The 12,216-nt window shown below is 62.5% G+C and carries 12 protein-coding genes; 6 read left to right on the forward strand and 6 right to left on the reverse strand.

What is annotated here, in order from left to right:
* Window positions 1-181: 181 nt before the first annotated feature.
* Window positions 182-1,105, forward strand: a complete 924-nt coding sequence (locus tag KVG91_RS17510) for a LysR substrate-binding domain-containing protein (RefSeq protein WP_169376463.1) — start codon at window positions 182-184, stop codon at window positions 1,103-1,105.
* A 49-nt stretch (window positions 1,106-1,154) separates the two neighbouring features.
* Entirely contained in the window at window positions 1,155-1,517 is a 363-nt protein-coding gene (locus tag KVG91_RS17515; protein WP_169376464.1) for a 5-carboxymethyl-2-hydroxymuconate Delta-isomerase, read from the forward strand.
* A gap of 3 nt (window positions 1,518-1,520) precedes the next feature.
* Here the strand turns inward: KVG91_RS17515 and KVG91_RS17520 are convergent, their stop codons facing one another.
* The 3 genes from KVG91_RS17520 to KVG91_RS17530 form a co-directional block, all read right to left on the reverse strand.
* Window positions 1,521-2,456, reverse strand: coding sequence for a LysR family transcriptional regulator (locus KVG91_RS17520; RefSeq protein ID WP_169376465.1), 936 nt, complete (start codon window positions 2,454-2,456; stop codon window positions 1,521-1,523).
* 137 nt (window positions 2,457-2,593) lie between these two features.
* Window positions 2,594-3,781 (reverse strand): cyanate transporter, encoded by a 1,188-nt coding sequence (locus tag KVG91_RS17525; protein WP_169376466.1) that lies wholly within the window; start codon window positions 3,779-3,781, stop codon window positions 2,594-2,596.
* 271 nt (window positions 3,782-4,052) lie between these two features.
* Window positions 4,053-5,690, reverse strand: a complete 1,638-nt coding sequence (locus KVG91_RS17530) for a 5-guanidino-2-oxopentanoate decarboxylase (RefSeq protein WP_169376467.1) — start codon at window positions 5,688-5,690, stop codon at window positions 4,053-4,055.
* 110 nt (window positions 5,691-5,800) lie between these two features.
* On the opposite strand from KVG91_RS17530, the gene KVG91_RS17535 reads away from it, so the two are divergent.
* Window positions 5,801-6,679, forward strand: a complete 879-nt coding sequence (locus KVG91_RS17535; protein WP_169376468.1) for a LysR substrate-binding domain-containing protein — start codon at window positions 5,801-5,803, stop codon at window positions 6,677-6,679.
* A 318-nt stretch (window positions 6,680-6,997) separates the two neighbouring features.
* Here the strand turns inward: KVG91_RS17535 and KVG91_RS17540 are convergent, their stop codons facing one another.
* Together KVG91_RS17540 and KVG91_RS17545 are read right to left on the reverse strand one after the other, a co-directional pair.
* Entirely contained in the window at window positions 6,998-7,612 is a 615-nt protein-coding gene (locus KVG91_RS17540) for an NAD(P)-dependent oxidoreductase (RefSeq protein WP_169374659.1), read from the reverse strand.
* A gap of 33 nt (window positions 7,613-7,645) precedes the next feature.
* Window positions 7,646-8,512, reverse strand: coding sequence for an MBL fold metallo-hydrolase (locus KVG91_RS17545; RefSeq protein WP_169374658.1), 867 nt, complete (start codon window positions 8,510-8,512; stop codon window positions 7,646-7,648).
* A 104-nt stretch (window positions 8,513-8,616) separates the two neighbouring features.
* On the opposite strand from KVG91_RS17545, the gene KVG91_RS17550 reads away from it, so the two are divergent.
* Both KVG91_RS17550 and KVG91_RS17555 read left to right on the forward strand, forming a co-directional pair.
* Entirely contained in the window at window positions 8,617-9,531 is a 915-nt protein-coding gene (locus KVG91_RS17550; protein WP_169374657.1) for a LysR family transcriptional regulator, read from the forward strand.
* A gap of 90 nt (window positions 9,532-9,621) precedes the next feature.
* Entirely contained in the window at window positions 9,622-9,798 is a 177-nt protein-coding gene (locus KVG91_RS17555; RefSeq protein ID WP_169374656.1) for a hypothetical protein, read from the forward strand.
* A 154-nt stretch (window positions 9,799-9,952) separates the two neighbouring features.
* Here KVG91_RS17555 and KVG91_RS17560 read toward each other — a convergent pair whose 3' ends face one another.
* Window positions 9,953-10,810, reverse strand: a complete 858-nt coding sequence (locus tag KVG91_RS17560; RefSeq protein ID WP_169374655.1) for a helix-turn-helix domain-containing protein — start codon at window positions 10,808-10,810, stop codon at window positions 9,953-9,955.
* Window positions 10,811-10,996: 186 nt separating this feature from the next.
* Between KVG91_RS17560 and pobA the strand changes: the two genes are divergently transcribed.
* Entirely contained in the window at window positions 10,997-12,181 is a 1,185-nt protein-coding gene (gene pobA, locus KVG91_RS17565; protein WP_404822450.1) for a 4-hydroxybenzoate 3-monooxygenase, read from the forward strand.
* Window positions 12,182-12,216 lie beyond the last annotated feature (35 nt).

Here is a 12,216-nt window from a genome sequence, read left to right on the forward strand (position 1 = left end):
GCCCAGAGCAAAACCCCGCCGAGCAGGACGCTTGAGGCAAGAATGACCAGCACGGTGATGTTCCCTGCGACGTTCGAGAGCTGATTTATAAGCGCAAAGCCTGCCGATGAACAGTGCGCACATAGACGCAGGCCCCCGCGCTTTCTAAACTGCGGCTTGTCTTGGAAAAGGGCAGGCGCCGATGAACCGCAATGAATTACGCAAGGCCGACATCAACCTGATGGTGGTGTTCGAAGCGCTGATGCTCGAGCGCAACGTGACACGGGTGGCGGAGAAACTGTTTCTCGGCCAACCGACCATCAGCTCGGCCCTCAACCGCTTGCGCACCTTGTTCAACGACCCGCTGTTCATTCGCGTCGGCCACCGCATGGAGCCCACCGCGCGCGCCGAGGAGATCATCCAGCACCTGTCGCCGGCCCTGGATTCGCTGTCGTCGGCCCTGAGCCTGACCCACGATTTCGACCCGTCCGTCAGTACCATGACCTTTCGCATAGGCCTGTCCGATGATGTCGAGTTCGGCCTGCTGCCGCCGTTGCTGCGCGCCCTGCGCCAGGAAGCGCCGCAAGTGGTGTTCGTGGTGCAGCATGTGGACTATTGGCGCATTCCCGACTTGTTGGCCTCCGGCGACATCACCGTCGGCATCACCCAGACCCGTGGCCTGCCGGCGAATGCCAAGCGCAAGCTGCTGCGCCATATCCGCCCGCGATTGCTGCGCGCCGATGCGTCGGACACGCCACTGACCCTCGACGAATATTGCTCACGGCCCCATGTACTGGTTTCCCACACCGCCAACGTGTCGGGGTTTGCCGATGAGTGGCTGGCGGAAATCGGCCGCAAGCGCCACGTGGTGCTGTCGGTCCCGCAATACAGCGCACTGCCGGCCTTGCTGGCCGGCACCGACCTCATCGCCAGCCTGCCGGACTACACCGCCGAGGCCATGGCGGTGTCGGGCCAACTGTTCTGTGAGCCGTTTCCATTCGAGACACCGACCCTGGATTTGTCCATGGTCTGGCTCAGCCATGTGGACACCGACCCGGCTGAGCGTTGGGTGCGTTCGCGGTTGGAAGCCTTCATGAGTGATCGAGGGTTGGCGACCAACGTCTGATCCACGTGGTATATCTACGCGTCTTCCTACAAAAAACTCGGAGCGATCCATGCCACACCTGCACCTGGAATACACCGCCAACCTCACAGAGTTGGCTGTCGAGAAGACCCTGTTGCGGCTTAATAACGTGCTGATGGCGTCTGGGCAGTTCGGTTCCGAGTTCGATATAAAAAGCCGTGCGATCAAGGTCGAGAGTTTCCAGGTAGGCACTTCCCTCAACCCGCGCGGGTTTATCGCAGTCAAGCTGTCGCTGCTCAGTGGGCGGTCGCCGCAGGTCAAGCAGCAGTTATCGCAAAGCCTGCTGGCGGCGTTGCAGGACCTGGGCGACTGGCCGGCCGATATCCAGGTTCAAATCAGCGTGCAATTGGTCGACATGGATCGCGAGTCCTACAGCAAGGTCGCCATCGGCTGAGGACTACAACAACCCCTGGTCCGCGCACACCTTCACCACCTGCTCACGAAACCAGGTATTGGCACTGTCCTGCCCACTGGTTTCATTCCACTGCATCTCCAGCGTGAACCCCGGCAAGCCGTGGGGCGGTTCGCAGTGGCCGAACGTCGTCGCAGGTGCCAGCAGTTTTTGCACGCGGCGCGGCAGCGTGACCATAAAGTCGGTGCCGGTGATCATCTTCAAGGCCGCGGTGTAGCTGTTGGCGCGGGCGATCACCTGGCGCTTTTGGGCCTGGCGCGCCAGCCAACCGTCGATCATGTTGGTGTCGGAGGTCCACGGCGTGGGGAACACATGGCGCCGCTCGACGAAGGATTGCAGGCTCAACACCGGCTCTTGCGGCGCCGAGCGTTTATCGAACACGCACACCAGTTCGTCCTCAAGCAGCATCTGGCTGCGCAAGTCCTTATGGGCGCGGTGGAAGTTGGGGCCGAAGCAGATCACCAGGTCAAGACGGCCTTGGCGCAGGTCGTCGGCGGGAATCTCGGTTTCCAGTTTCTGCACGTTGACGATGACCGGCAGGTCGGCGTGGTCGAAGTGTCTCAACAGGCGCGGCAGGATCAACTGTTCGAAATATTCCGGCGCACGCAGGTTGAAGGTCACGGCCTTCTGCGTCGGGTCGAAGGCCTGGCCACCGGCGTGGCACAGGTTGATGCTCTCCAGGATTTTCTGCACATGGCCGTACATGGTGGTGGCCTTGTACGTCGGCCGCATGCCCGCCCGGGTGTTGATAAACAAGTCGTCTTCAAAGCTGGTGCGCAGCTTCTTCAGGCTATAGCTCACGGTGGACTGGCTGACAAACAGCGTTTCAGACACCTCGGTAACGCTGCTTTGGTCATAGACGGCGATAAACACCATCAAGTCCTGCATATCGAGCTTTCTGAGCAAGTTACTGTTTAGCATCGGTTTCGTCCGTAAACCCGTTGTACCGAACTCAGTACAAGACAGCGCAAAAGCTTACGGAACGAACGTGCCAATAGAAAGCTCTGTAGGGCGTTTCCATGTTCGCAGGGGAGACAAATTCTGTTTGCAATACGACGTCAGCGGATATGCCGCGCGTAACGCTGCGGGTTGAAGCGCGTGACGATCAGCAGCATCACCACGATCACGGCGGTCAGAGACCACCAGGCCCACTCGAAGCTGCCCAAGTGGTCGCGGATCATTCCCGCGATCAACGGCGACAGCCCGGCAATCAGGTAACCCACGCCTTGCACAAACGCAGTCAGGCCGCCGGCGCGGCGCGGGTTGTCCAGGTGGTCAAGGGACAGGATCAGGCTCATCGGGAACAGGCCGCCGATGCCCAGGCCCAGCAGGCAGGGCCACAACAAGGTCAAGTGTCCAGGGCTCAGCACCAGGCCGCAGAAACCCAGGATAATCAGCACCAACAACACGGCAACGACACCGCGTTTATCCCGGCGTCGATTGGCGATGGCCGGTGTGACCAAGCCGGAAACGACTTCCATTGCCGTCAGGAAACCCAGCAGCAAACCGGCGTCCTGTTCGCTCCAGCCTTGCTCCACGTAGTACGGCGCCAGCCAGGCCAGTACGCAGGTGTAGGACGCGGTGCCGAGGCCAAAAAACACGGCGAGCAGCCACGCTCGCCGGTTGCCGGAAAACGCGTCCTGCGGGCCGGCATCGGCCTGCGGCAGCGGCGCCAGTCCCGAGCGCTGCGCCGACCAGCACACCCACGCCAGCGCGGCGAGCACCGCCCAGATGGCCAGGCCGGCGCGCCAACTGCCGGTCTGCACCTGCACTAACGGTGCGAACGAGGCCGCCAGCGCGGCGCCGCCCATGATCGCGGTGACATACAGGCCCATGAACAGCGAGACGTTGTCGCTGAACCGCGACTTGATCAGCGCCGGCATCAACGCCTGGATCATCGCGATCCCCACCCCGGCCGCGATGGCGCTGACGATCAACTCCAGCGCCGAATCCAGCCACAGCCGCGACAGCGTGGCCACGCCAATCACCACCAGCGACACCGCAATGCTGCGGTGCTCGCCAAAACGCCTGGCCAGGCCCATGCCAAAGAACATCGCCAAACCCATGGCCATCACCGGCAACATGGTCAGCAATGCGGCACTGCTGAAGCTCAACGGTACGTCGCCGCGAATCGATGAAAGCAGCGGTCCCACGGCGGCCATCGACGGACGCAGGTTGAGCGCGACCAGCACGACGCTGATCATCAGCCAGAGGGCGGTGGTGGGTTTTGCGTGAACCGTTTGCATGGGCGAGCCTTGAGAGAACAAGGGTGAATCAGGCCATGGGTGCCTGCGTGGGGGCAAATGAGAAAGTCGTTGGGGCTATTGAAAAATCGCTGACTGCCTGAAACACCACCGATCAAGCTGGCTGTAGTGAGCGGGCTCGCCCCGCGCTGGGTGGCGAAGCCGCCCCAATAAAGGCACCGCAGTGTTCTGATAAAACCAAGTCGCCTGGTTTGGGGCGGCTTCGCCACCCAGCGCGGGGCAAGCCCGCTCACTACACAGGCAAGCTTGGGTGTCAGTCAGGCCGCAGCTGATTAAAAGCCTCCATCCAAAGACCCTGCTCGACTTCAATCAGCGTCGGCCCCGTGCGGTCAGTGGCGGCCCGCAGCGCAACGCGCAACGACTCAACGCCCTGGATGCGTTCGGCCGCGCAGCCCAGCGCCTTGGCCGCGCCGATAAAGTCCGGTGTGTAGATGTCTACACCGACCGGCTCAATGGCGCGGTTGACCATGTATCTCTTGATCTCTTCATAACCGTGGTTATTCCACAGCAACACGATCACCGGCGTGCGCGCTTCCACGGCGCTGGCCAGTTCCGGCAGGGTGAATTGCAGGCCGCCGTCGCCGATCAGGCACACCACCGGTTGCCCGTCGCCGCGCCCCAGCCAGGCACCGATGGCGGCGGGCAGGGCGTAGCCCAAGGTGCCGTAGCCGGTGGATGAGTTGAACCAGCGGCGCGGGTGATCGAGGTTCAGGGTCAGGTTGGCGCTGTACACCGGCTGAGTGGAGTCGCCTACCCATAGGGCGTTGGGCACTATTTGCAAAACGGTGTCGAGGAACCGGGCGTGCGCGCGGGTGGCTGCGTCCCAGGTGGGTGCCAGCTCGGCCCACAGGCGCGCTGCACGCGCCGCGCCCCAAGCGCTGTCGCGAGGCGGCAAGGGTGTGCTGTTCAACTCGGTCAGCAACGCTTCGGTGGCGATTTGCGCATCGGCCACCAAGGCCACGCTCGGCAGGTAGTTGCGCACGGTCTGGTCGGGGTCGATATCGATGCGCAGCAACGCGCCCGGAATCTTGAAGCCACCGGCGAAGGTGACGTCATAATCGGTTTCCGCCAACTCGGTGCCGATGGCCAGCACGACGTCCGCTTCGGCCACCAGCGCGCGGGTGGCGGCCAGGGTCTGGGTCGAGCCGATCAGCAGCGGGTGGCGCGAGGGCAGCATGCCTTTGGCGTTGATGGTCAGAGCCACCGGCGCGCCGAGCGCCTCGGCCAACCGGGTCAACGCCGGCGCTGCGTCGATGGCACCGCCGCCTGCAAGAATCAAGGGTTTCCTGGCTGCTGCAAGCAACTGGCTCATCTGCTTGACCGCCGCCGGTGCCGCGCCGGCCCGGGCCACCCGCACCGGCGTGCAGCCCAACAGCGCGTCGGCATTTTCCACCAGCACATCCAGCGGAATCTCGATATGCACCGGGCGCGGTCGCCCGGCCTGGAACACCGCAAACGCCCGCGCCAGCACGCCGGGCAGCTCGGCCGCCGACATCAGGGTATGGGAGAACGCCGCCACGCCGGCCATCATCGCGCGTTGGTCCGGCAGCTCGTGCAACTTGCCGCGTCCACCGCCCAACTGGCTGCGCGACTGCACGCTGGAAATCACCAGCATCGGTATCGAATCGGCATAGGCCTGGCCCATCGCGGTGGCGATATTGGTCATGCCGGGGCCTGTGATGATAAAACACACGCCGGGCTTGCCGCCTGCGCGCGCGTAACCGTCGGCCATGAAGCCGGCGCCTTGTTCGTGGCGCGGGGTGACGTGGCGGATGCTGGAGCGGGCCAGGCCGCGATACAACTCCACGGTGTGCACGCCGGGGATGCCGAACACCTGGTCCACGCCGTAGCCTTCCAGGAGGTTGACCAGTACTTCGCCGCAGGTCGCCATAGAGGTCGCTCTTATTGTTGAGGTAGGGCGGTATTGGAACGGCTGGCCCGTAGCGGCAACAATCGATAAAAAGTCATACTTGCCATGTCTTCACGTCATGGCTGCGCTTTATGAAACGCCTTCCGCCGCTGCCCGCGTTGCACACCTTCTGGGTCACGGCCCAGTACTGCAACTTCACCCGCGCCGCCGAGCAACTGCACATCACCCAGGGCGCGGTGAGCCGCCAGGTCGCCGGGCTGGAGAACCACCTGGGCTATGCGCTGTTCCACCGCCAGGCGCGCGGTTTGAGCCTGACCGAAGCCGGCCGCGAATGGTCGCTGCGCGTGCACGCGGTGTTTGGCCTGATCGGCGAAGCGGTGGAGCAGATCGGCGACCGCCGCCAGACCCTGCAACTCAAGGCCTCCACGTGCGTGATGCGCTGGTTGCTGCCGCGCCTGATGCAATGGCAGAAGGAACGCCCGGATGTGCCGGTGGAACTCACCACCACCGTGGCCTGCACCGTGGACTTTCGCCGCGAACCTTTCGATGCGGCAGTGATTTATGCGCCCATCGCCGAGCAACCGGTGCACGCCCGGCATCTGTTCGATGAGCAACTCACACCGGTCTGCGCGCCCGCGTTGCTCGATGGCTTGCACACAGCCGCCGACCTGCAGCAACAGGTGCTGCTGCACCCCACGCGGGACGGGCGGGACTGGGCGTTGTGGCTGTCGGCGGCGAACACGCACTTGAGTGATTTGCGCCAGGGGCATCACTTCGAGACGCTGGATTTGGCCATGACCGTGGCGTCACAAGGATCGGGCGTGGCGATTGGCGACACTGCGCTGATTGGCGAGGACGTGAAGGCCGGGCGCCTGGCGACGCCGTTTGAACTGCGGGTGCCGACGGGGAAGGGGTATTTCCTGGTGTGTCCGCCGGGGACGGCACCGTCGGCCGGGCTGGAAGCGCTGATGGATTGGTTGGTCAGCCAGGCACAACACTCGCAGCACTGAAGCGCCATGTGGGAGGCTGGCTTGCCTGCGATAGCCATAGGCATCTACACAACTTTCAGAGGCTAAAAAATCTCCCCGTAGTGAGCGGGCTTGTCCCGCGCTGGGTGGCGAAGCCGCCCCAATAAAGACGACGCGCAGTTTCAGAAAAATCCAATTCGCCTGGTTTGGGGGCCGCTGCAGCCCAGCGCGGGACAAGCCCGCTCACTACAAAAATGTGTAGATACCCATGCTGCGATAGCGGTGGATCAGTCAGCACATCATTGACTGAGACACCGCTATCGCAGGCAAGCCAGCTCCCACAGTTTTAACCGGGTTGTGTCAGTAGCCGACGGTGAAGCGCTGGCGCGAGTGCTTGGGTGTTTCCACCTCGTCGATCAACGCAATGGCATAGTCAGCAAAACTGATCCAGCTGCGACCTTCACTGCTTACCAACAAGTCATCCTGTCCCACCCGGAATGTACCGGTGCGCTCGGCTTCAACGAACTCCGCCGACGGCGACAGGAAGGTCCAGTCCAGCTCCTGTTCCTGACGCAGTGCATCGAGAAACGCAGCGCCTGCGCTGGCTTCGGCTTTGTATTCGGCTGGGAAGCCCTCGCTGTCGATCACCCGACCGCCACCCGGCAGCAACAGCGAACCGGCGCCGCCCACCACCAGCAGGCGTTTTACTCCGGCTTTCTTTACCGGATCGAGCACGGCACTGGCGGGCAAGGTGGCGAAGTGTGCGGCGCTGATCACCACATCGCTGCCGCTTACGGCGTGCTGCAGGGCTTCGGCGTCCAGCGCGTCGACCTGTTTAACGGTGACGCCAGGGCGCACGTCCAGCTTGGCGGTATTGCGTGCGATGGCAACCACGCTATGCCCGCGACGCAGCGCTTCTTCCAGCAGTTGGCTGCCGGCACGGCCAGTGGCCCCAATGATTGCGATCTTACTCATGACGTTCTCCAGTACGTTAGGGGGTCAAACCATTCACCACTTCATTTCGCCCTTGGCGACTTTGGCGCTCAGTTCCAGCGAGCTCTCGTCGGCGAGGGTGGGGTAACGCTTTTTCATCGCTGCGATCAATGCGGCAGAATCCTTGGCCTTGGCGGTCTCGGTGTCGAAAGCCTTGATGTAGTCGGCGGTAAAGGCCACGGCAGCCGGCGTCGGCGTGCCCAGGTAGTGGCCTGGAACCACCGTACGCGGCTTGAGCTGTTCGATGCGTTGCAGGGTGGCGAGCCAGTCTTTGTGGGACTGTGCGCTCTGGGTGTCGGCCATCCACAGGTGGATGTTTTCAGAGACCACCACACCGCCGACCACGGCCTTGATCGACGGGATCCACACAAAGGTGCGCTCCGGTTGCGGGCCGTCCAGGCCGATCACGTCCAGTTGTTGGCCTTCCAGGCTCAGGCTGTGACCCTTGAGTACCTGCGGCACGAGGGTTCTGGCCGGCTTGTCGGCGCCCATTTTCGGGCCCCAGAACGCGAGCTTGTCGGCCACGGTCGCGTTGATGTGGTCGACCACCGGCTGGGGCGCAATCACCTTGGCGTCGGGAAACGCAGCCGTGAGGGTGTCGAGGCCGAAGTAGTAGTCCGGGTCGCCATGGCTGATGTAGATAGTGGTGAGGTGTTTGCCGCTGGCGCGAATCTTCTGCACAAGCTGCTCGGCCTGGCCTTTGCCGAATTGTGCGTCCACCAGGATCGCATCCTTGGCGCCGCTGACCAGCACCGAGCTGACCGGGAAGATCGCCGCTTCACCGGGGTTGTACACGTCCAGGGTCAGCTCGGCCGCTGCCGCGTGGGCGGCGAAGGCCAGGGCGGCGGTTGCCAGGGTCAGGCGCTTGAAGGTTGAGAACATCGGGCAGCTCCAGCATCGGTAAAGGATGCACAGAGCTTAGTTGCACAAAACCAGACTAAAAATGCGATGCTGGGACATAGTTTGTTTCTGAAATCGGGCAAATCATGGACCGTCTTCAAGCAATGCGCGTGTTTGTCACGGTGGTGGACCTAGGCAGCCAGTCCGCCGCGGCCGATCATCTGGACCTGTCGCGGCCGGTGGTGTCGCGTTACCTGGCGGAGTTGGAAGACTGGGTCGGCGCGCGTCTGCTGCACCGCACCACGCGCAAGCTCAGCCTCACGGCAGCCGGCGGTGAAACCCTGCCACGCTGTCGGCAACTGCTGGAATTGTGCGGCGACATGCAAGCCGCCGTCCGCGAGCCGGATGACGCGCCCCGTGGCCTGCTGCGCCTGAGCGTGAGTACCTCGTTCGGCCAGGCGCAATTGGCCGGGGTCATCGCCGAATACGTCAAGCGCTACCCCCTGGTAACGGTCGACCTGCAGATGCTCGACCGCACGGTGAACCTGGTGGATGAACGCATCGACCTGGCCATCCGCACCAGCAACGACCTGGACCCCAACCTGATCGCCCGGCGCCTGACGGTGTGTCGCTCAGTGGTCTGTGCATCGCCGGCCTACCTGCTGGAGCACGCGGCCCCGCGAAAAGTCGAAGACCTGGCCGGACACAACTGCCTCACCCATTCCTATTTCGGCAAAAGCCTGTGGCATTTCGAAGAGCGGGGCGAGCACATCGGCGTGCCCATCAGCGGCAATATCACTTCCAACGAGGCCAGCACCTTGTTGCGCGTCACGCTGGCCGGGGCGGGGGTGTCGATGCTGCCCACCTACCAGGCCGGCGACTACCTCCGCCGTGGCGAACTGGTGCGCCTGCTGCCCCACGCCGAACCCCGGCAGATGAACATTTACGCGGTGTACGCCTCGCGCAAGCACATGCCATCGGCGCTGCGCAGCCTGTTGGATTTCCTGGTGCTGAAGTTCCCGGAAGAGCCCGCCTGGGATATTGGCCTGCAGGCGACATAAGCGTGTTGAATGTCGCCCGATAATGGCAACTCGCCCTGGTTGACCTATGCTTTAGACAGCACCTTGTACATTCGCTCAGAGGTCTGTGCCATGAGCATTAAAACCAGAAAGTACCTGATGATTTTCAGCCTGTGCGCGTTCGCCAGCGCGCTGTACGGGACTGCCGCCTACCGTGTGGAGCAAACCCGCATGCAACCGGCGTTTGCAACCAACTGCCATCAGGACCAATGCGTCCCCCGTACCGGCAGTTTCAGCGCCTTGCGCTGACACCGCACGACGAAGCACACCACCTTGTAGTGAGCGGGCTTGCCCCGCGCTGGGCTGCGCAGCGGCCCCAATAAAAACACTGCGGTGCTCCAGATACAACCGGGTCGCCTGGTTTGGGGCCGCTACGCAGCCCAGCGCGGGGCAAGCCCGCTCACTACAGTTGCTCGCGAAACGCCTTGGGTGAAAACCCGACCCGGCGGCGAAACAGCCGAGAGAAGTTGGTGGGGTCGGAAAACCCCAGCACCTCTGACATTTCATTGATGGTCATGCTGGTGTAGGTCAACAAGCGCTTGGCCTCCAGCAACTGGCGGTCATGCATGATCTGCAGCGCAGGCTGGCCACCCAATTCCCGACACGTGCCGTTCAGGTGTGAGACCGAAATGCCCAACTGGTGGGCCAGGTCCTCGATCTTCGGATGTTCGCGGTAATGCTGTTCGACCAACTGGGTAAAGCGTCGGAAATAGTCACGTCCCCTTTGCGTGCGCGGATGGCGACGCTGGATGGCCTGGCGGCTGATCCACACCAGCAACACGCTGACCAGTGCGTGCATCATCATGTCTCGCGCCGGCTGTTGATCCGAGTACTCATCCTGCAAACGGGCGAACTGACTGTTGAGGTAATCACTGTCCTTGCCGGCCGGGTAGCTGCCCAATGTCTGCAAGCCGTCTACCGTCGCGCCCAGTTGTGCCTGCAGATGGCTGACCAGCGGGGCTGCGAGCGTCAACACATAGCCCTCGACGTCCTCGGAAAAGCGAAACCCGTGCACACACAACGGTGGTAATACTTGCAGGCTCGCTTCATTAAGCGTGGTGCGCCGGCCTTCGATTTCCAGCTGGGCCTGGCCTTTGTGCACGTACAACAACTGGCACAGATCCGCGTGCCGGTGGGGCTGGATTTCCCACTGGTATTCCCTGCTGCGCCGGGAAATGGTTTCGCAGTGCAACAAATCGGGCGTTGGCCATTGCTGGCTTTCCCCGTAAAGCTTGAAGACCGGAATCGCGGTGTTGGTCATGGTTCAATCCGATGCTCGGCAGAGTGGGCGATAACCGCCCCGATTGGTAAAAAGTGCAGGTTTTGGCTCAGTTTTCACCTTCTTATGCTGCTCGCTCAAGTGAAAAATGTCTGCCACATGACAAAGACAACTCATTCGCTCAATCCGTTCGAGTGGAACTTGCAGGCCATAAAAATAATGAAAACGCTGAAAACCCAAGTCGCCATTATCGGCGCCGGTCCTTCCGGACTGTTGCTTGGCCAACTGCTGCATAACGCCGGTATCCAGACCCTCATCCTGGAGCGCCAGAGCGCCGAGTATGTGCAGGGCCGTATCCGCGCCGGGGTGCTGGAACAAGGCATGGTCGACCTGCTGAGGCAGGCGGGCGTCAGCCGGCGTATGGACAGCGAAGGCCTGGTGCATGATGGATTCGAGCTGGCGCTCAATGGCCACCTCACCCATATCGACCTCAAGGGTTTGACCGGTGGCCAGTCGGTGATGGTCTACGGCCAGACCGAAGTCACCCGCGACCTGATGGCGGCCCGCAGCGCAGCCGGCGCCACCACCCTGTATGAGGCCCATGACGTGCAGCCCCACGGTCTCAAAAGTGATAAGCCCTGGCTGACGTTTGAGCATCAGTGCGAAGCCTTTCGCCTGGAGTGTGACTATATCGCCGGTTGCGATGGTTTCCACGGCGTTGCGCGCCAATCGATCCCGGCTGATTCACTCAAGGTGTTCGAGCGGGTCTACCCGTTCGGCTGGCTGGGCATGCTCGCCGACACGCCGCCGGTGCATGCCGAACTGGTGTACGCCAGGCACCCGCGCGGTTTCGCGCTGTGCAGCATGCGCTCGCCGACGCGCAGCCGCTATTACCTGCAAGTGCCGGTCGACGAGCCTCTGGACGAATGGCCCGACGCAAGGTTTTGGGATGAACTCAAAACCCGTCTGCCGAGCCAGCTTGCCGCGCAGCTGGTGACCGGCCCGTCGATCGAAAAAAGCATCGCGCCACTGCGCAGTTTTGTGGTGGAACCCATGCAGTACGGGCGCCTGTTCCTGCTCGGCGACGCAGCGCACATCGTGCCGCCCACCGGGGCCAAAGGCTTGAACCTGGCCGCCAGTGACGTGAGCACCCTGTACCGGATCCTGCTCAAGGTCTACGCCGAGGGGCGGGTGGATTTGCTCGAACGCTATTCCGCCATTTGCCTGCGGCGGGTGTGGAAGGCCGAACGGTTTTCCTGGTGGATGACCTCGATGTTGCATGAGTTTCCCGAGGCCGACGGCTTCAGCCAGCGCATCGCCGAGAGTGAGCTTGAATACTTCATCCACTCCGAGGCGGGTCGCAAGACCATCGCGGAAAATTACGTCGGACTTCCTTACGAAGCTATCGAATAGCCTGCTATCGTATCCAGCATTCCCGCGGGCCGCCT

It is taken from the genome of Pseudomonas azadiae (assembly GCF_019145355.1).
GTDB lineage: Bacteria > Pseudomonadota > Gammaproteobacteria > Pseudomonadales > Pseudomonadaceae > Aquipseudomonas > Aquipseudomonas azadiae.